The following is a 19,730-nucleotide window of genomic DNA, read 5'->3' on the forward strand; positions in this document are numbered from 1 at the left end:
AGAGTTATGTTTAATTCGATTATGCAATTTAGATGTTTTTTAGGTTATCAGATAATTTTTAGTGTTCTCCTCGCAGGTGTCGATCAAAAAATCGTGTGAGTTGATGCCAAGCATCTTCCGCCGCCAAGGGAATGACGTATTATTTCTCGCGAGCGGTTCTCGTTTGGATGCAATACACAATAGGGCACAGAATTGCTCATTAGTGTCAACTTAACGTGAAAACTAGCCTAGTACAAGCACTCTCTCACGAATTTTCGTGCATGGCAGTTACACGCTCAAGGAGGGTGCTAGGGCTAAAGTTTTTTTCAGATCGGTAAGGAGAATGCGATCGCAGAGGTTAAACAGTTCTGCCTCGGTCTGTGTCTGTCGCATCAGCCGCAGGAAATGACCTTCAGCGTCAACACTCAGGGCAATGTAGTTGAGGAACATTTTGAGATAGCCGACGCGGGCACGCTCTGGCCTAGTTGCTGCTGTGGGGGTTTGCCATAGCCGCTCAATATAGTTGCGTACCTCCACTAAAGGAACGGGTGCGATCGCCTCTCCTCGCAAAGCCTGCCGAATCTGATTAAAAAGCCAGGGATTCCCGATTGCCCAGCGTCCCACCATCACACCCGCCGCGCCTGTTTGAGAAAGCACTTCAAGAGCAGTTTTCGCAGAGTGGATATTGCCATTGGCCAGCACTGGGCAATGGACTCGTCTTACCGCTTCGCCAATCAAATCATATTTCACTGCTCCGTGGTACATATCTTTCACCGTGCGACCATGCAAACTCAGCAAATCGATGCTGTGGCGATTAATTGTATCTAGAATTTCATAAAAGTTATCTGTATTTTCAAAGCCGACGCGCATCTTAACGGTTAAAGGGCGATCGTTCACTGCTTGCCGCAGTTCTCCTAAAATCCGATCCACTTTTTCTGGTAAAAGCAGCAATCCACCCCCAACATTTTTGCGATAGATTCTCGGTGCGGGACAGCCCAAATTCAAGTCAACTCCAGCGATATTATAGCTACAGAGTTCCTTTGCTGTTCTTACTAAGTCTGGAATGCTTTCGCCAATCATTTGAGCAAAAACAGGGCGACCTGTGTCGTTTTCAGTGATTGATGCCAAAATATGACGATTGAGCCGTGAGGTATCATTGACACGGAAATACTCAGTGAAAAAGTAGTCAGGGCTGCCGTAGTGGGCAATAACCTTCATAAACCAGAGGTTTGTCACATCCTGCATGGGCGCAAGAGCGGTAAGGGGTAGGGATGGATGGAGCGATCGGGGAATATCATGTCCGGTTAAAGACTTATCATTAAGGCAGCAGGGGTGCAGAGGAGCAGAGGAGAGGGGCTTGTGGGCTTGCTGCATAGATTTGAGAATTAAAACTAATTAGCCGGACTTGATAAAACAGGAGTCAGAATTCAGAATTCAGAATTCAGAATACTCTACCCATAAAAAGTGTGTACAAGAAGTATATCCAGGGTAACAACTGGCTTTCACCAGGCTAACTATCGCTAACCAAAATTTACTTGCTTGCTTAAGAAATCTCGAAAGCTGGAATGATAAAAACTGTAGTAGATTTCTCCATCGATTTCCTGGAGTGTTAAAAACTCACGCCAATTTTCCAGAACTTCTTCAACATCATATTCATCAACATTAATTGTACTAGCAATGCTTCCTGCTGATACTTACCTTATCGCATATTTACTGAGTCACATTGCTAGTTCCTGCGTGGTGCAGTGATGTAGAGTTATGTGTGGTGCGATCGCTAACCTATCTCGACTTACTAGCGATCGCTACTTGATTGTCCGTCACCCTAAATGTAGAAGTTGTTCTTGCCAACATTGCAATGTTTGGGAGAAACGTTGCAATGTTCCTCATCAACATTACAATATTTCGGTATAACCTATTAGACATCTCCGAAAAAGAATGTAGAGACGTAGCACTGCTACGTCTCTACAAGGGTTCTGGGTAACGCATCTTTAATTTCTGGAGATGTCTATTTTCTAGGGGAACAAAATTGCTCCACTCCTTGGGGAAGTTGCCGACACATCTGCTGGAATCCTTGAGGATTAATTTGCCACCAAGCAAATAATCCCAGACTTGTACCCCCTACAAGCAATGCCAATACTTCCCCCAGTCTTAACAAACGCTTATCCCGTTTAGGTTTTGTAATGAAAATTGGTCGAATTTCTGGGCTGAGAGGTGGTTCCTCTGAAAGATCCAAATCTAGCTGAGTTTCCGAATTTTCTGTAAAGGAAATTAATTCCTCTTCTTCTTCTTTTTCTTCTTCTCGTTTTGCTTGTTCTTCCTCTTCTTCTCGTTCTGCTTGTTCTTCCTCTTCCTCTTGTATTTCTGCTTCTATAATTTCTTGTGGCAACGCCGGAGTCACAGGTACTAAATATTCTGGGGAAACACGGCAATAAGTCAGAACAACCGATGTATTATCACGCCCATTTTTTTCGTTTGCCAAGTTAATCCAGTTGTGGACAGCATCTTCAACTGTCATTTGCCCCGCTAACACAGGTATTGCATAATCCTGCCAAGATTGTTCTACCCAGTTATTATCACTTAAGCCATCAGAACACAGTAGTAAGATGCCATCTTCTTCCACAATAAATCGCTGAACCTTAAGACGCAAAGATTCTGAATCTCTTGTCCCCAATGCTTGAGTTAAGGCACTAGCATCTGGTCTTAGAAGTGCCTTTCGATACAAGCTTTTTGCAAGGCGGACTTCCCGCGTTGCTACATCATCATCGACAGTGAGTAGCTGGCAATAATTGCGAGTAATCCAATAGGCGCGGCTATCGCCAACATTAGCTAAGTAAAGTTCATGGGTATTATTTGATTGCCATCCAGTACTTGTCTGGACTCGTTGGGGAATTTGCACCGCCATGACAATTGTTGTAGCCATGCGTTCTCTGCCTTGGCGTTTTTGTTCATCATTGCGGGCACAAATCAGATTATTTATTACCCGTAAGCTTGCTTCTAATTGTTCTTGTAATAACTCTGGCGGTAAAAGTCCAGTTTGTTGTGTTACTTCCGCCAGTAAAGCGCGAATTTGCAACTTTACAGACTGCACTGTTAACTTACTGGCAACCTCACCGCCTTCATGTCCGCCAATGCCATCGCAAACAATCGACAAGTGGCGTAATAAAGGTTCATCTAAATCACTCAAAGCATTGGGATAGCAAGCGTCTTCATTTTGTGCCATGATTGGGCCAATATCTGTAGAGCCTGCCACCTTTAAGACTAATGGCAATTCTGCAGCAGCCGCTAGTAGTAAATGATTGAGTTGAAAATTAATCGCTTCTAACTCAATCTCAGTTTCACACATGTCTTGAACTATGTTCTGTAACCCTTTGGCTACTGATGCTTTGGCAGACACTACCCAAAACTGCCAACACTCACCTAGACTTTGTAAACTCAGCTTTTTATCTGCTGGTGTTTGGTAGAGTTCCAACAGTCGCACACACCAACCTTCGACCCTCAAGTTATCTATTACTAGTAAACTGTGGCTAAGTCCCAGTTCTGATAAAGGTGTCCAAAGTTGGAGAATTTGCCACAGCCAATAAACTTGTCGTACTGCTGTTGCTTGCTCCCATACGTCAACAATAGTTGGATAGATATTTCCTGTCTTATCTATCGGTACATTTTCCAACAAAAGGATATCAGTTGTATCTCCCTCAAGGTTATTAGCAAACCCATAAGCCTGGGGTAAATGCAACCGCTCTTGATATAACCGTAGATAAGGAATTACTTCTGTTGGCAATTCTTCAGGTATATCTGGCGGTAGTCCCGGTTGAGTATCCAACCAAATCTGCTGTTTAATTACTTCATACCTGTCTGCAACCTTTGTGCCTGCTGGGATTTGAGCAGACAATGAGCCAGTTGCCCAAAGATAGCGGTGAACTAAAGGAGTTTGGCAATTGGCGCAAACACTATCCCCCATTGGATTAATAGGGCTATTGCAGCGTGGATTTATACAAAAAATTATCAGTTGGGTAGAAATCATAAAGGTATAAATTTAAAAAACAATCAACTCATGAACTTCGATTAACTTTAGCTGGCAATGAATTGAAGGCTAGAATAAACTGGAATTGTGTACTGCTAGCTACACGTTGTTACTGAAATTAATCAAGATTATTGGTAGAAATATCAAGTTTTGCTTTCTGTAAATAACTTACGTCTGGCTGTATCTAATCGTAGAAATGCATTTACGTCAATGTAGAGACTAGGATGGCGCTATGCCAAGTTTTACCTTAATCTGGCTTCTGGCAGGAGCAGTTCTATGTTTAATGGAACTGTTTTTACCATCGGCGTTTGTCGCCTTCATGATGGGAATTAGCGCTTTTGTGGTGGCGCTGCTGTCTGGAGTGGGTATGGGAAGTGTATGGTTGCAAGTTGTAGTTTGGCTGTTGCTTTCCACAGCCCTAATTGTGCTTTCTCGTCGGTTTTTGCAACCGCGACGACGCAAATCGAAAATTCAGGATGCAGTCATAGCTGAAACCTTAACAGAAATTCTGCCTGGGAAAACAGGGCGGGTACGGTATGAGGGAAATTCTTGGCAAGCAAGATGTGACGATGAGAAATTTACCGTACCACCCAATCAAAAAGTTTATGTAGTTAGGAGGGAAGGTACTACTTTAATTGTCGTACCAGAAAATCTGTTGAATTCTTAGTTAATGGGGATTGGGGACTGGGCATTGGGGACTGGGGACTGGGGACTGGGGATTGGGCATTGGGCATTGGGCATGGGGAAGAAATTAATCTCTACTTCCTAATCTCTCCCACTCCTAACTCCTAACTCCTAACTCCTAACTCCTAACTCCTAACTCCTAACTCCTAACTCCCTACTCCCCATTCTCTTTATTAAAAACCAGGAGATTACACAATGGAACAGTTTTTTTTACTAGTATTTTTAGCCCTTGGTGGTGGTGCCGTAGCCGGAACGGTGAAAGTCGTCAATCAGGGCAATGAAGCTTTGGTGGAAAGATTGGGTAGTTATAACAAAAAACTCGAACCAGGATTAAACTTTGTCATTCCTTTCGTGGATAGAGTTGTCTACCAAGGAACTATCCGCGAAAAAGTCTTAGATATTCCTCCCCAACAGTGCATCACCCGTGACAACGTTGGCATTGAGGTAGATGCAGTGTTTTACTGGCGCATCGTGGATATGGAAAAAGCCTGGTATAAGGTAGAAAATCTCCAGTCGGCAATGATAAATATGGTGCTGACTCAAATTCGTGCCGAAATGGGACAACTGGAGTTGGATCAAACCTTTACTGCTCGTTCCCATATCAGTGAACTTTTGTTACGAGATTTGGACGTTGCTACCGATCCTTGGGGTGTGAAAGTGACACGGGTAGAACTGCGAGATATCATTCCGTCTCAGGCAGTGCGAGAATCGATGGAATTGCAAATGTCGGCAGAACGACGCAAACGGGCAGCAATTTTAACTTCTGAGGGCGAACGCGAATCTGCTGTCAATAGTGCTAAAGGTAAAGCTGAGGCGCAAATATTGGATGCGGAAGCTCGTCAAAAATCGACAATTTTGCAAGCGGAAGCTGAACAAAAGTCGCTGGTGATGAAAGCTCAAGCAGAACGTCAGCAACAGGTTTTGAAAGCGCAAGCGATCGCAGAATCAGCAGAAATTATAGCCCAAAAGCTCCAGACAAATCCCAATGCCAATAAAGCAGTAGAAGTTCTGTTTGCCTTGGGCTATCTAGATATGGGCGCGACAATTGGTAAAAGCGATAGCAGCAAGGTCTTATTTATAGATCCGCGCACTATCCCTGCTGCTTTCGAGGGTATGCGTTCAGTTATCTCAAATGGTCAACTTGACTCTAACGAGTTGTTTTCTAAACAAATACCAGGATTAGAAAATAATCGTCCTAGCTAGAAATGGGGAGTGGGGAGTAGGGAGTGGGGAGTAGGGAGTTAGGAGTTAGGAGTTGTAGAGATTAATTTCTTCCCCATGCCCAATGCCCCATGCTCAATGCCCAATGATATATGGCACTGCATCGCTTAAAGCTTCTCTCCAATACAAAGGAGCGATAACGCTTGTATCTAAATAAATCAATGACGTTCCTCTGTACGCGCATTGATGACAGTTGCGCTCAATGATTCACCCTTAATCGTAAGAGAATCACGAAATTGTTTTATACTTGCTAATCGTTCTTTCTTTTGTAGCGGAGGAACTAAACGAGTTACAGCCTTATCTTGCTCTAGCAAAATTACTTATTCTCCCCTAGCTACTCGTTCTAAGAGAGATTTTAAATTTATAGCTGCTTCTTCAACGCTAATTCTCAACACTTCATTACTCCTGTAGTTAGGCTTAACCAGTCCGCGTGCAGAAAACATAAGATTGGGTGACTACTGAGCAATCTCAGTAGCTTGGTTTACTTGGCATTGATTACACAACCCAAAAAACTCTAGGGTGTGGTAAAAAACTTTAAACTTATGGCTGGTTTCTAACTGGTCTTCTAAGTCATGAACGGGGCATTGATGAATCGGAATTGAGACACCGCATTGCAAGCAGGTAAGGTGGTGTTTATCTTGCTGCGCTAGGCTGTAAAGGGCTTCACCATTAGCCAAATTCCGCACTTGTACCATGCCTTCGAGTTTTAAGGCATCTAGGGAACGATAAACTGTTGCTAAACCCATACTCTGATTTGTATTACGTAGTTCCACGTAAATATCCTGGGCAGAAATGCCTTTTTTGATGTTTTTCAGTAGGTTGAAAATACGCTCTTGACTGCGGGTGCGTATGGCTCTCATAGACAATTATTTAAATATGCCACTGTAGTTGAAGCTGTTAGATGGGCTAATCGCTCAATTAACTTTAACCGCTTCGTAATCTTATTTTCACTCAGTTAGAGCATAAAGTTATAGTATAGCGATCGCAGCATTCAAAAAAAGCCCGTGCAAACCAAGTATCTAGCCAAAATTTTCGTGACCCTTCGTCCTTCAGTTTTAGACCCCGCTGGTGTCGCTGTACAATCTGGTCTTAAGCAACTGGGATACGAGAACGTTGACCAGGTGCGGATTGGCAAGTACATTGAACTCACCATCACCTCTACTGACGAGAAGAAAGCGCGTAAAGACCTTGATACCATTTGTGACCAAATGCTATCAAATCCCGTAATTGAAAATTACCGCTTTGAATTAATTGAGGTCGAAACTCAAACTGGGGTATTTTAGGGATTGGGCATTGGGCATTGAAAAGAGGCAGAGGGGCGGGGTGCGGGGGGCGGAGGGGAAAACTCAAACTCTTCTCCCTGCTCCCCAATCCCCAGTCCCCAGTCCCCAGTCCCCACTCCCTACTCCCCTAACTAATCATGAAATTCGGTGTTGTTGTTTTTCCCGGTTCTAATTGCGATCGCGATGTTGCTTATGTAACTAGAGATTTGCTCTCACAACCGACTCGCATGGTTTGGCATCAAGAAACAGATATTGCTGATTTGGATGTCGTGATTATCCCTGGTGGCTTTAGTTACGGTGATTATTTACGCTGCGGTGCGATCGCGCGTTTTTCACCCGTAATGCAGCAGGTTGTGGAACACGCCCAAAAAGGTAAGTTTGTCCTCGGTATTTGTAATGGTTTTCAGGTATTAACTGAAGTCGGACTTTTGCCGGGAGTGTTAACCAGAAATCGGGATTTGCATTTTATTTGCGATCGCGTCCCTTTGAAAGTTGAGCGTACTAATCTCTCATGGACACAAGCTTATAGCACTGGTGAAGTGATCACTTTGCCCATAGCCCACGGAGAGGGGCGATTCTACGCCGATGCAGCCACTATCGCAGAAATTGAAGATCACGGGCAAGTCTTGTTTCGCTATGAAGGCGAAAATCCCAACGGTTCATTGAACAACATCGCCGGAATTTGCGATCGTCGGGGCAATGTGTTGGGGATGATGCCGCACCCAGAAAGGGCATCAGATGCAATGCTGGGGGGTACTGATGGCTTGAGGTTGTTTCAAGGCTTGCTAGAGAAGGTAGCGGCATTAGCGTAGAGGAAATATCAGGCAATAAATTGGGTTAAACCTCGTCTACCTTGAGAACCGTAGTTTTGTAGGTTGGGTGCAGCGATAGCGTAACCCAACTTAACAATTCAAAATTCAAAATTCAAAATTCAAAATTAAAGACATTTCAGACGGGGATTTAGCGAGAAACGCGGTCTTGGGATGCATCCCAAGTGGAGCGATTTCTCAAGACAAACCCCGACTGAAACTGGTGCTACGTGTAGATTGCAGGTTCTTAAACCCTTTTATTTACGATAAAATTTGGTGGTAATGTTGGGTTGTGTTTCACTCCACCCAACCTACATAAATATATCTTTTAAAAAACTCTAGGTTTCAACATAGATGAGGTTAAATTGGGTTAAAGAGCGATCGCTGTCTGAAAGATAGATGAACATTCTTCTACAGACGGCGTCGCCAATATTAGAGACTAATACCAATTTAAAAAATAGACATCTGGTGAAAATGAATGTAGAGACGTAGCACTGCTACGTCTCTACAAGGGTTCTGGATAACGCATATTTAATTTCACCAGATGTCTAATGATTGCGACAGATGGTTTCACAAAACCCAGACACAGAAAGCGATTCCCAATCCAAAATCTAAAATCTAAAATTCAAAATGGTCTTGAAGTAAACCAAGGCTTATGCAAAACTTGAGATCCTTCGCTTCTAGCCTAATTTTAAGGAATTGATCAATGGTGCGTCTAGCCCTGCTGAGTGTAGCTAACAAAACTAGTATAATTGACCTAGCCCGTAGCTTGGTTGAAGAATTTGACTTTGATTTAATCAGCAGTGGGGGAACAGCCCAAGCCCTCAAAGATGCGGGACTCCCTGTTACCAAGGTTGCAGATTATACAGGTTCACCAGAAATACTAGGTGGTCGAGTCAAAACGCTGCATCCCCGGATTCACGGCGGGATTTTGGCGCGGCGAGATGTTCCCGAAGATATTACAGATTTAGAAAATAACCAAATTCGCCCAATTGATTTAGTGGTGGTGAATCTATATCCTTTCGAGGAAATGATCGCTAAACCAGGGGTAACATTATTAGAGGCTGTTGAACAAATTGATATCGGTGGCCCGGCTATGCTACGGGCATCATCGAAAAACTTCGCCCATCTCGCTGTATTATGCGATCCAGGGCAGTATGACGAGTATTTAGAGGAATTGCGCCAAAATAACGGCGAAGCATCCCTAGAGTTTCGCCAAAAGGCGGCATTAAAAGGATTTTCGCACACTGCTAGTTACGATCAAGCGATCGCATCTTACCTCGCAGAAGCACAGCAGTACACCCTTAACGGTACACAATTACAATCTCTGCGTTACGGCGAGAATCCCCATCAACCCGCCACCTGGTATCAAACTGGTACTACTCCAACTGGATGGACAGCCGCGACCAAACTGCAAGGCAAAGAACTTAGTTACAATAACTTAGTTGATTTAGAAGCCGCACGCCGAATTATTGCAGAATTCACTGATACCCCAGCCGCAACGATTATCAAACATACAAACCCCTGTGGTACGGCATTGGGAAGTACAATTTCCGAAGCGTATCAAAAAGCTTTTAATGCTGATTCTACTTCTGCCTTTGGTGGAATTGTCGCACTCAACCGTCCGATTGATGCGGCGACAGCTAGCGAGTTAACTAAAACATTTTTAGAATGTGTGGTTGCACCAAGTTGTGATGCCGAAGCTCAAGAAATCCTTGCCAAGAAATCTAACGTGCGGGTTTTGACTCTAACTGATTTGAGCAGTGGCCCTAAAGATACCGTGAAAGCGATCGCGGGTGGTTTCCTTGTCCAAACTAGCGATGACATCATTGCTGATACCAGTCAATGGCAAGTAGTCACCGAACGTCAACCCACACCCGACGAATTAGCCGAACTGCTGTTTGCTTGGAAAGTTTGCAAACACGTGAAATCTAATGCCATTGTTGTGACCAGCGATCGCACTACACTAGGAGTAGGTGCTGGTCAAATGAACCGCGTTGGCTCAGTTAAAATAGCCCTAGAACAAGCTGGAGAAAAAGCCAAAGGTGCAACTCTCGCCAGCGATGGATTCTTCCCCTTTGATGATTCAGTCAAAACAGCCGCAGCCGCAGGAATTACAGTCATTGTCCAACCAGGGGGAAGTTTACGCGATAAAGATTCAATCAAAGCTGCTAACGAACTGGGTTTGCTGATGGTCTTAACTGGTGTACGTCACTTTTTACACTAAATTATTGACCATAAGGTGTACACTTTGAAAAGTGTCACGTGATTTACTTGCCCTTTGATAGAAGCGGTGATATATTTTAATCGTGTGTGAGGAGCAAGTTAAAAATAAAAAGCGTTTGGGGTGGAAACACGGTAACACTCCCAGGCGCTTTTTAATTTGTCAAAAATTGGATTGCCTGTGTAGTTTTGAAAATGTCACTCAATATACTTGCCATTTAATAGAAGTAGTGATAATATCTATTTGTGTGTGAGGAGCAAGTTAAGAATAAAAAATGTCTGGGGTGGAAACACGGCAACACTCCCAGGCATTTTTTAATTTGTATGTATAAATTATAGAAATTAACGCTTCCAAAATAATTTCATATTTTTACTCATTATTTATTACTTGTTACTTATTACTTCAAAAATAAATTTCTTTGGCTAATAGCTAAAGTCTACTGAAGTAGACTGGAGATTTTTGGCGATATTTAGTCATGTTAAGATGACTTTATCTATTATACGGGAATTTAAATTCCCGGCGGACAAGCGGTTTCGCGTTAAGTTGACACCAATGAACATTGTTGTGCCCTTACGATAATCTGTACCTCACCAAGTTGTAATCTGCTGTATATAATCCATTCAAAATATAAACTCTACACAGTATTGCTACTACGATTTTGAACGGCGACATTAGCAATTTCCGCAGTAATATAACCACAAAGTAAACCTCTGAGAAATTTATTTTCAACGGATGTCAAGGCTTTTCTCTTTGCGGATATCGAACTTACGTATAACTTTTCTAACTTTCAATTATTTTTAAATAATACAAATTCATCTTTATATTTGAGTTGAATTCACTGCTATTATTACTGCCACTAATGTGTTTAAAGTAACTTAGGCAATAAATTAACCATTATTCTGTGAAATTCCCATAAGCAATAAATAATGATTGTGTAAAGAATGTAGTAAATTTCCTGATGGAACTTGGTAATTGCTGGATAGCGATCGCGGTACTTAACAAAAAAATTAACGTAGCTTGTTTGAAACTTTATCCAAACAATATCTGTCTATCTAAATAATCAGGGTTTTTACTCTGGTGGGTAATTTTAAGTATACACAATACTGTGTTTCTAAAAGTTCAGTATCGTTTCTCTAAAAGTTCAGTTATAACAAGCTCCGCTCAATTAAATGTTTTTGGTAAAGGTGTAAATAATGACTTATTTGCTGCGATCGCTCAAAAAAACCTGACAAAATTGAAGTTTCGACACAAAGACTACTGCATATTTCACCCCAATAAGCCTGAATGAATAAATATAGTATGAATGAGGTGTCAACCATGACTCGAATTCGTGACGTTGTAGAAAGAGCTTTAGCAACTGGCTATTTGACGGTGGAAGCTGAAGATCAACTACGACAACTGTTGACTACCCGATATGACCTGGAAGATTTTAATGCTTTCATGACTTTGCAGGAAGCTGCGATGACTGGTAAGGTCAAGCAGGAGTCTAGAGAGCGGTGTGGCATCAAGTAGAGATGTAGCCTGCGACATCTCACCGACCGGGGCGTTTACCATCATCTTTAAAATCATCATCATCTTCAAAAAATTCCCAATCATCATCATCCGCTTGATTGGTAGCCGGCGGCTGATAAGGGGGGATGATTACTCGGTAATCAGCATCATAAATTGATTCAGTTTTTCCCGCAGCCGTATTTTTTGGCTCGCGGTAGCTGTAGGAGTAAACTGAACCAGACTGAGAACTACTTTTGGCTTCTGATTGACGTTCGTAAGTTGTTGAATCTCTAGGCTGTTGAGCTTGAGGATTAGGAGTAGGTGCTTCTTGTGAATTTTCATCAAAGTTCCAATCATCTCCACTGCTATTTGTCTCCCAATCATCAAATACCTCACTGCTAGGCTCTTCTTTTTTACTAGCTGGTGGTGGGGGACTGGCAGGACGAGATGTCGGTTCTTCTCTCCGGGTTGCCTTGGCACGAGTTGAAGCGGCGGTTGCTCTGTTAGGAGTTTGGCGTTGTCCTGCCGGAAAATAATTGGATAATTTAAACAAGGTAGCAATCAATATCGATGTGAAAGCACCAGTGGTAGTACTGAACAAAATCCATATCGCTAGTGGTAATGGTTGAGTTCGCGCGCCCAAAAATACTAGCGATATGGCAGGTGAGAAATTTTGGACTAACAACAGCGTTAGTCCTCCCAGTACTGCCACCAATAGAATTAAGCGAATTACAGCCATAGCAATTTTGTCAGTTGTCAGTGGTCGGTTGTTAGTTGTCAGTGGTCAGTAGTCATACCATTTTGGATTTTAGATTTTGGATTTTGGATTGGAAACCGCTTGGTGTATCTGGGTTTTCTCTGTCCATCTGTCGCAATCATTTTTCAAATTGGTATCAGTAATTAGTCTGATTACTCTTCACTAATTACTCTTTACTGACTACTGACACTATCAGCCATCTCTATCATTACCCTTTTAGGACTATTGTGAAACTTATGATAGATCCACTGAGGGCATTAACGATGACCTTGCCACCGCTGAATTGGGATGCAGTCAATATCTAGTTGATCTAAAGCACGGGCAACTACAAAATCAACTAAATCCTCGATGGTTTGGGGATTGTGATACCAGGCGGGAATAGCGGGGACAACTCTAACTCCAACTTCTGCTAAAGAAGTTAAGTTACGTAGGTGGATGAGGCTAAAAGGGGTTTCACGCGGGACAATGACTAGCTTTCGCCCTTCTTTGAGTTGGACATCCGCTGCCCGTTCTAGTAAATCGGAACTCAAGCCAACTGCTAGCTTTGCCACTGTACTCATGCTGCATGGAATAATCATCATCCCCAGAGTGGCAAAGGAACCACTGGCAATCCCGGCTCCAACATCGCTCCAAGGATGACAGCGTAGTTTACCCGCAAGTGCAACACCAGCTTGCTCTCGCCAGAATTGTTCTTGCCCGGTTGGTTCTGGTGGCATCCGAATTTCCTGTTCTGACTGCCAAACCATGTAAGTTGATTTAGAGGCGACCAATTCAATACTATACTCCGCTTCTAGCAAAAATTTGATCGCGCGAACAGCGTAAATCAGACCAGATGCGCCCGATACGCCTAGAATTAAAGGTTTGGTGTTATTTGACACGTAAAACGTAGTAAATTTTACTCATCATCAGAGTAGGGATCTAGGTCATCAGGCTCAATGTCATTTGGTAAGTAGAGGTCTGAAAGCTCCTCATTGGAATCATTAGCAGTTAAATTTTTAGCTAGTCCATCGCTGCCGACTGTTACCAAATCGATTTGCTGACGGTAGTAATCGACACTCTTCACTTGCACAGCGACGCGATCGCCTAATCGATAAGAAGCGCGATTTTTGCGACCAAACAGTGCTTGTTGTCTGGCGCGATATTCATACCAATCATCTTTGAGGGAACTGACGTGTACCAACCCTTCCACCCGCAGAGGCACACCCGGATTACTGCTGGATTCTACCTCGGCGGCTGGTACTTCAATTTCCACAAAGAAACCGTAGGATTGCACCCCGGTAATCACGCCTTGAAATACCTGACCGATGCGTTGCTTCATCAGTTGGGCTTTTTGCAGTCCAGCTAAATCAGCTTCAGCTTCTTGGACTTCCTTTTCTCGGTCGTTGATTTGAACAATTACCCTAGTTAAATCGCTTTGCAGTTCTTGTTGCAACTCTGGGGGTAAAACGTTCCAGTTAATTTCCTCGTGGCTGGAGGAGTGGCGCAGGTTAACGCGTTCTCTCACACGGGTATTGCGGCGATCGCGCCCGTTTTCGAGTAGGGTGTAATACACTCTCTGCATCAGCAAATCTGGGTAACGCCGCAAGGGAGCGCTAAAGTGGACATATTGCGGTAGTGCCAGACCAAAGTGAGATCCTTTAGTGGTGCTGTACGCAGACGGTTTAAGTGTATCTTGTAATAAGTAAGTAAGAACTTGCTCAGAGGGAGATTCGGCAAAAGCTGTGGTCAAATGTTGATAATCTAAGGGTTGGATATCGACTTCTGGATCTAGTGTGAGGTCAACGCCTAAATTGACTGCCAATTTCAGCATTTCTTGGACATCTTCAACATCGGGTGTGCCTTGGACTCGCCAGATAGCGGGAACCCCAAGGGCATTTAAGTGAGTTGCGAATAGTTGGTTAACTAACAGTACCAACTCCGTGAGTAGCGATCGCACTGGTAAATCATTCACCACCACAGCGCCTAAAATTCCCTCATCATAATAGGCGTTTTGGCTAGGCGGTAGATTTAACTGGAGGCTACCACGAGTTAACCGCACTTGTTTCACGGCTGTTTGCAAGGCTTGGAGGTCTTGCAAGATTTGGGAAACCTGGGGAGATTTATCTTGAGATTCACCTGTAAGAATTGCTTGAGCTTGTTCAGTACTTAGTGTAGTCTCTACATTGATTACACTGGGTTGAATTTCCCACTCCAACACTTCTCCCGATTTGGGATCAATGGTAATTAAAAAAGAGATGGTTAAGCGATCGCTCCCAGGTACTAAAGAACAGCGTTCTGCCACTGCTGGAGGCAAGATTGGCAAAACTAATTCTCCCAAATACACTGATTTACCGCGTTTGAGTGCTTCTCTATCTAGAGGTTCATCAGGTTGGACATAGTGAGAAACATCAGTTATATGAACGCCTAAAAGCCAATTTCCGGCTAAGTTTTTTTCTAAACTAAAAGCGTTTTCGATAAATTTGGTGTCGCCGCCATTTACCCCTTCAATGGTGAGAGTAAACAAATTACGTAAATCTAGCCGATTTTTCAGGTCTGCTTTCAGGAGTTTTTTGGGCAACCTGGCGGCTGCTTCAACAACATTATCTGGAAAAGTCCGGGAAAGGTCGTGTTTGCACGTAACTAAATCTATATCAGCAGCAGCTTCGGCATCGCTACCGAGGATTTGCACGACTCGACCGAGGGGAGGATATTGTGCTAACGGATAACGCAAAACTTCCACATGAACCAGATGATCGATCGCTTCTTCTAACTTTGCCCCGTTAGGTTGAATCTTGAGTTCAAATAGCAATCGATCGTCTAAAGGCACAGCCCGGAAACCAGTTTCCACCTGCTTAATTCGTGCCAGTAACGTGTGGTTGGAACGTTCGAGAATCAGCTTTACTTCCCCTTCAGGAGAGCGACGGCGACTGCCTTCTTTGAGAACTCTCACCAAAACGCGATCGCCATTCCAAGCATTACTCAGATGACTTTCGCGGATGTAAATATCCTCAGCGCCTTCCACATCTTGAATAGCAAAGCAAAAGCCCTTACTAGAACAACGGAGTTTTGCCTCGATTACGCCGTCTTCTGAGACACGGCGGTACTTGCCCCGTTCCTTCACTAAAATACCGATTTTTTCCAGAACATCTAAGGCAATGTGAAGTTTTTGTAAACTTTTTTCATCTTCACAGCCAAGCTTCTTTTCTAAAACCTTCCGAGCTACCAATTTATCATCGGTGAAATTGGCAAGGAGTGTAGCGATTGAAAATTCCATGCAGTGAACCGACCTTTGGTCAAAACATCATTTGTTGTTTAACAAAACAGAATTCAGGAGCCAGAATGGGCTAAACGCCCCACTACCGCTAACAGAATTTAATTCTGTGTGACTGGTGAACCAGCACTGCAAGAAGGTTTACTTCTGTAGGTGACTGGTGAAACCGAAGGGCGGTAGCGAGTCCGCAAGCGTCTGAATCAAGGGGTTTAAGTCCCCCACAAAAATTTTCTTGTTTTGTGGTCAACTTTTGTAGTGGTGGGTCTGAATTCCCTACTATCTTGATTCTGAATTCTGAATTCTGAATTCTGAATTCTTCTTTAATCTGGTTCTTTCCTGTATACTCTCACGGCTTACAGAAACAAGTTGGAAACTAATTGCCCTGAAGCAAGACTTCCTAAGTTCTAAGGAAAGGAAGCCCGACCCAGCAAAAGCGGGAAAATACTCCCACAGTTCCGAGCAAAGGAAGCCGACCCACGGACAACTCTGGGTGTCTACGAACTTCTCACTGCAAGATGCTCTCAGAATTTGCCTGCATTCAAGTCCCTTCATCTAAACCAAACTTAAGATTGCACGCCTGATTAGAATTTAGCCCCGCTAGGTTACGCGACGGGTTTTTGAGAAGCTGGGTTTAGAGAACTCTCCATACTGCCCAAAAGCGCTATGCAGGTGAGCCACTGCGGTGAGGCAGCCCCCGTCTTCTCCCTTGGCGTCAGCCTCTCCCTTTAGGACAAGGGGAGACGCTAAAAGCGATAGCGAGTCTGTGAGCGTCTGGGGTCTCCCCAAGTGGAGGAGGCAGTGCGGTCTTGGGGTCTCCCCAAGTGGAGCAACTGCCGTCAAGTGGCGTGGAAACTACAAGTGTTTGATTGTCTAGAGTGAAGGTAATTTTACGCCATTAGACTCTGATGTTTAACTAGGAGGAACTGCCGGTGAACCCAATTTTCCCACATGTAGAATCGGTAACAATTAGGTGAGCAGCTTAATAAGCAGCGAGGGTGAACCTTATCTCCATTATTGTAGATTTAGAGCGCACTTCCAGAAAATAGTTCTAGATATCCAGTTGGGTAATCAGTATAGCATTGCAAGCAAGACTACCCAGACAAGTTAGCACTAGCTAAAAGTTTCGTCAAAAAACACCTACTGCTACAATTAGGACACAAGGCAAAGCAAGAATATTACTTTAAAAGGTACTGGGCATTGGGCATGGGGCATTGGAAAAGGGAGCAATGCGAAAAAGTGAGATGATCGTGAAAAGAGCTTTCTTAGGCAGGGGGAGCAGGGGAAGTGAAGAGAAAATTTTAGTATTTTTTACGAGCGTTATAGTCCTAAATACGCTTATTTCTTTCTCTCCCCCTGCCTCCCCTGCCTCCCCTGCTTCCCCACTCACTGTTAGAGCATTGCTCCCTTGGAAAACTCCTAGTCCCTAGTCCCCAGTCCCTAGTCCCCATTCCCCTTTACATTGGTAGCAGTATTATGTTGGCTCAATTCCAGAGCTTGTATCCCAAAGGTAGTCTGATTTCTGAGTTAGTGCAAATTTTTCAAGGAAAATATATTGTTCGGGCAAGCGTGCAAATTGAAGGCGTAACCCGTGCTACGGGTATGGCAGCAGCCGAAACAGTAGAAGCAGCAGAAGACCAAGCCAGAACCAGGGCGTTGATAGTTTTGGGTATTACAAATGCGCCACAAGAATCAGTGGCATTTACCTCAAATCCAATTTCTCCGACGCAGCAAAACCCTTCCTTGAATACCAAAGTAGGATTAAATGAGCCTGCTGCCTATTCCTCCGTAAAGGATGAGGAGTTTGTTAGTAATCAGTGGTCAGCAGTCAGCGACAAAGAAATATCTACGCCGCCCTCCAAAGTACTGAACATCAAACCAGAAGTAGTAACAAGCAGTAACGAACAGTATGGGTACAGCAATGCTGCGCCCCTAAGCGAGGATACCTATAGCCAGGATTTAGGTCAAAACTTTCCTGTGACTGACAACCGGGAGCTAGAATTTGATCCTCCAGTTGAAAGCTTGGAAATAACCTTTGATAACCAGTTAGAAAATCAAACATTTCCAGCAATTTCTGCCAATAATGTCACACCATTTACACCCCGGAGTTACAGCCCTCAAGAAAATGTCGCTGCCCCGTCAGGGAAAGGAAAGAGAAACAAGAAAGCTGAACCTGTGGATTTATCAGATGTAATTGCGAAAACAGATGTCGAACTTCAGCGTTTAGGCTGGACACCGGAACAGGGACGGGAGCATCTGATTGAAACCTACGGTAAGCGCGGGCGTACTTTGCTCACTGAAGAAGAATTACACGGATTCCTCAAATACCTCCAATCTCAGCCAGACCCAATAGCGGGATTTTGATTAGTCATTGGTCATTGGCCATTAGTCATTAGTCATTAGTCATTGGTCATTTGTAAGGACTAATGACAAGAGATGTAGGCTGTTGAAACAGTAACGAAGCTATGGAACTTGTGAATTTTTCTGAAGTAATTGCTCAAACAGATTGTGAAATGCAGCGTTTAGGGTTGACAACAGAACAGGGACGGGATCATCTGATTAAAACTTATGGGAAGCGATCGCGTACCTTACTGACAGAAGTAGAATTACTAGACTTCTTCCAATACCTTGTATCTCTACCTACAATAGAATCCCCCACAGATTTTGATGCGGAATATGAAGAGTTCCAAGATTTCTCTACATACTCAGAAGAATCAGACACTGTAATTACTAGAATATCTTCTGAGGATTTATCTCAGATATTGGCTAAGACCGATGTCCAAATGCAGCGTTTAGGCTGGACAACAGAACAGGGACGGGAGCATCTGATTAAAACTTATGGGAAGCGATCGCGTACTTTGCTGACAGAAGCAGAATTACTAGACTTCCGAAAATACCTTGCATCCCTTTCATCTCAACCAACACCAGCAGATTTGTCGGATGTAATTGCCAAAACAGATGTCGAAATCCAGCGCTTAGGCTGGACACCAGAACGGGGACGAGAACATCTGATTAAAGTCTACGGTAAGCGAGGGCGTACTTTACTTACTGAAGAAGAATTACACGAATTCCTCAAATACTTACAATCTCAGCCAAACCCAATAGCGGGATTTTAGTTAGTCATGTGTCCAAATCGGTATTAAGGACTTTAGCAGACCATCCATTCCAAAAATAACCCCTCTTCATAAGTAAAGAGGGGTTATTTTTGCGGTTTAAGAGAATTTAAAGTGGTAAATCACCATTTGCCAATCGTGACTATTAATTAACAACCGCAACGGCTGGACGGCTACCGGCGGCGTGACGGTCAATCACTTGGTCAATCAAACCGTATTCCCTGGCTTCCTCTGGCGACATGAAAAAGTCACGTTCAGTATCTTCAGCAATGCGCTCAATTGGTTGACCTGTATGGTCAGCTAAATAGTCGTTTAGCCGCTTCTTGTGATACAGAATTTCCCGCGCCTGAATTTCAATATCAGTCGCCTGTCCTTGAGCGCCGCCTAAAGGTTGATGAATCATAATCCGAGAATGGGGTAAACTCATCCGCTTACCCTTAGCACCCGCGCTGAGGAGAAAAGCACCCATACTCGCCGCCAATCCGGTACAAATTGTACAGACATCAGGGCGAATATGTTTCATAGTGTCAAAAATGCCCATACCAGCCGTCACCGAACCACCGGGAGAATTGATGTACATATAAATGTCTTTCTCCGGGTCTTCAGCATCCAAATACAGCAGTTGGGCAACAATCAAGTTGGCAATGTTGTTATCAACTTGTTGTCCCAAAAAGATGATGCGCTCACGTAACAGCCGTGAGTAGATGTCAAAGGCGCGTTCACCTCGACCCGATTGTTCAATAACGATAGGAATCATGGAAGCGTGTTTGTGGCTACTTTAAATACATTTTATCGGTGGCAGCACAAAACTGGGGTTTATCTCTACTATTCCCAGGTAGATAAAAGTAAATCTTTCCCATTCTGTCTTATCCAAAAAGAGACTAAAAGCATATTTTGCAAT

General features: G+C 43.6%; 15 protein-coding genes. 8 read left to right on the forward strand and 7 right to left on the reverse strand.

Features of this window, described 5'->3' with window-relative positions; all coding sequences use genetic code 11:
• Nucleotides 1–267: 267 nt before the first annotated feature.
• Both V7K76_RS13920 and V7K76_RS13925 read right to left on the reverse strand, forming a co-directional pair.
• A complete protein-coding gene (locus V7K76_RS13920; RefSeq protein WP_334779043.1) occupies nt 268–1,353 on the reverse strand; it encodes a tRNA dihydrouridine synthase in 1,086 nt (361 codons plus the stop codon).
• 631 nt (nt 1,354–1,984) lie between these two features.
• On the reverse strand, nt 1,985–4,000 hold the full coding sequence (locus tag V7K76_RS13925; protein WP_334779044.1) for a protein phosphatase 2C domain-containing protein: 2,016 nt from the start codon (nt 3,998–4,000) through the stop codon (nt 1,985–1,987).
• 232 nt (nt 4,001–4,232) lie between these two features.
• Between V7K76_RS13925 and V7K76_RS13930 the strand changes: the two genes are divergently transcribed.
• Both V7K76_RS13930 and V7K76_RS13935 read left to right on the forward strand, forming a co-directional pair.
• A complete protein-coding gene (locus tag V7K76_RS13930) occupies nt 4,233–4,667 on the forward strand; it encodes an NfeD family protein (RefSeq protein WP_334779045.1) in 435 nt (144 codons plus the stop codon).
• A gap of 212 nt (nt 4,668–4,879) precedes the next feature.
• Nucleotides 4,880–5,887: an SPFH domain-containing protein gene (locus V7K76_RS13935; RefSeq protein ID WP_334779046.1), complete on the forward strand. Its 1,008-nt coding sequence runs from the start codon at nt 4,880–4,882 to the stop codon at nt 5,885–5,887.
• A 473-nt stretch (nt 5,888–6,360) separates the two neighbouring features.
• On the opposite strand, the gene V7K76_RS13940 is transcribed toward V7K76_RS13935, so the two are convergent.
• Nucleotides 6,361–6,765, reverse strand: a complete 405-nt coding sequence (locus V7K76_RS13940; RefSeq protein WP_334779048.1) for a Fur family transcriptional regulator — start codon at nt 6,763–6,765, stop codon at nt 6,361–6,363.
• Between the two features lie 144 nt (nt 6,766–6,909).
• Here V7K76_RS13940 and purS point away from each other — a divergent pair, with 144 nt between their 5' ends.
• The 4 genes from purS (at nt 6,910) to V7K76_RS13960 (ending at nt 11,733) form a co-directional block, all read left to right on the forward strand.
• Nucleotides 6,910–7,188 (forward strand): phosphoribosylformylglycinamidine synthase subunit PurS, encoded by a 279-nt coding sequence (purS, locus tag V7K76_RS13945; RefSeq protein WP_334699626.1) that lies wholly within the window; start codon nt 6,910–6,912, stop codon nt 7,186–7,188.
• 137 nt (nt 7,189–7,325) lie between these two features.
• The gene (gene purQ, locus V7K76_RS13950; RefSeq protein ID WP_334779049.1) at nt 7,326–8,000 is read left to right on the forward strand and encodes a phosphoribosylformylglycinamidine synthase subunit PurQ; all 675 of its coding nucleotides are present in this window, start codon (nt 7,326–7,328) and stop codon (nt 7,998–8,000) included.
• 703 nt (nt 8,001–8,703) lie between these two features.
• Entirely contained in the window at nt 8,704–10,224 is a 1,521-nt protein-coding gene (gene purH, locus V7K76_RS13955; RefSeq protein WP_334779050.1) for a bifunctional phosphoribosylaminoimidazolecarboxamide formyltransferase/IMP cyclohydrolase, read from the forward strand.
• 1,314 nt (nt 10,225–11,538) lie between these two features.
• Nucleotides 11,539–11,733 (forward strand): hypothetical protein, encoded by a 195-nt coding sequence (locus V7K76_RS13960; protein WP_289797223.1) that lies wholly within the window; start codon nt 11,539–11,541, stop codon nt 11,731–11,733.
• Between the two features lie 19 nt (nt 11,734–11,752).
• Here V7K76_RS13960 and V7K76_RS13965 read toward each other — a convergent pair whose 3' ends face one another.
• The 3 genes from V7K76_RS13965 to V7K76_RS13975 all read right to left on the reverse strand — a co-directional run bounded on the left by V7K76_RS13965 (nt 11,753) and on the right by V7K76_RS13975 (nt 15,722).
• A complete protein-coding gene (locus tag V7K76_RS13965; RefSeq protein WP_334779051.1) occupies nt 11,753–12,451 on the reverse strand; it encodes a LapA family protein in 699 nt (232 codons plus the stop codon).
• Nucleotides 12,452–12,726: 275 nt separating this feature from the next.
• A complete protein-coding gene (locus V7K76_RS13970; RefSeq protein WP_334779053.1) occupies nt 12,727–13,347 on the reverse strand; it encodes a flavin prenyltransferase UbiX in 621 nt (206 codons plus the stop codon).
• 17 nt (nt 13,348–13,364) lie between these two features.
• On the reverse strand, nt 13,365–15,722 hold the full coding sequence (locus V7K76_RS13975; RefSeq protein WP_334779054.1) for a ribonuclease R family protein: 2,358 nt from the start codon (nt 15,720–15,722) through the stop codon (nt 13,365–13,367).
• A 1,470-nt stretch (nt 15,723–17,192) separates the two neighbouring features.
• Between V7K76_RS13975 and V7K76_RS13980 the strand changes: the two genes are divergently transcribed.
• Both V7K76_RS13980 and V7K76_RS13985 read left to right on the forward strand, forming a co-directional pair.
• Entirely contained in the window at nt 17,193–18,080 is an 888-nt protein-coding gene (locus V7K76_RS13980) for a hypothetical protein (RefSeq protein ID WP_334779055.1), read from the forward strand.
• A 101-nt stretch (nt 18,081–18,181) separates the two neighbouring features.
• Complete coding sequence (locus tag V7K76_RS13985; RefSeq protein ID WP_334779057.1) at nt 18,182–18,832, forward strand: hypothetical protein; 651 nt, start codon at nt 18,182–18,184, stop codon at nt 18,830–18,832.
• A 142-nt stretch (nt 18,833–18,974) separates the two neighbouring features.
• Here the strand turns inward: V7K76_RS13985 and clpP are convergent, their stop codons facing one another.
• Nucleotides 18,975–19,586: an ATP-dependent Clp endopeptidase proteolytic subunit ClpP gene (gene clpP, locus V7K76_RS13990; protein WP_179065021.1), complete on the reverse strand. Its 612-nt coding sequence runs from the start codon at nt 19,584–19,586 to the stop codon at nt 18,975–18,977.
• Nucleotides 19,587–19,730 lie beyond the last annotated feature (144 nt).

Source organism: Nostoc sp. (assembly GCF_036917975.1).
In the GTDB taxonomy this organism is placed as follows: domain Bacteria; phylum Cyanobacteriota; class Cyanobacteriia; order Cyanobacteriales; family Nostocaceae; genus Nostoc.

Bases quoted from the DNA above. Each gene is read 5' to 3' on its own strand.
- V7K76_RS13920 (WP_334779043.1), bottom strand. From the start codon at position 1,353: ATGCAGCAAGCCCACAAGCCCCTCTCCTCTGCTCCTCTGCACCCCTGC.
- V7K76_RS13925 (WP_334779044.1), bottom strand. From the start codon at position 4,000: ATGATTTCTACCCAACTGATAATTTTTTGTATAAATCCACGCTGCAAT.
- V7K76_RS13930 (WP_334779045.1), top strand. From the start codon at position 4,233: ATGCCAAGTTTTACCTTAATCTGGCTTCTGGCAGGAGCAGTTCTATGT.
- V7K76_RS13935 (WP_334779046.1), top strand. From the start codon at position 4,880: ATGGAACAGTTTTTTTTACTAGTATTTTTAGCCCTTGGTGGTGGTGCC.
- V7K76_RS13940 (WP_334779048.1), bottom strand. From the start codon at position 6,765: ATGAGAGCCATACGCACCCGCAGTCAAGAGCGTATTTTCAACCTACTG.
- purQ (WP_334779049.1), top strand. From the start codon at position 7,326: ATGAAATTCGGTGTTGTTGTTTTTCCCGGTTCTAATTGCGATCGCGAT.
- purH (WP_334779050.1), top strand. From the start codon at position 8,704: ATGGTGCGTCTAGCCCTGCTGAGTGTAGCTAACAAAACTAGTATAATT.
- V7K76_RS13960 (WP_289797223.1), top strand. From the start codon at position 11,539: ATGACTCGAATTCGTGACGTTGTAGAAAGAGCTTTAGCAACTGGCTAT.
- V7K76_RS13965 (WP_334779051.1), bottom strand. From the start codon at position 12,451: ATGGCTGTAATTCGCTTAATTCTATTGGTGGCAGTACTGGGAGGACTA.
- V7K76_RS13975 (WP_334779054.1), bottom strand. From the start codon at position 15,722: ATGGAATTTTCAATCGCTACACTCCTTGCCAATTTCACCGATGATAAA.
- V7K76_RS13980 (WP_334779055.1), top strand. From the start codon at position 17,193: ATGTTGGCTCAATTCCAGAGCTTGTATCCCAAAGGTAGTCTGATTTCT.
- V7K76_RS13985 (WP_334779057.1), top strand. From the start codon at position 18,182: ATGGAACTTGTGAATTTTTCTGAAGTAATTGCTCAAACAGATTGTGAA.
- clpP (WP_179065021.1), bottom strand. From the start codon at position 19,586: ATGATTCCTATCGTTATTGAACAATCGGGTCGAGGTGAACGCGCCTTT.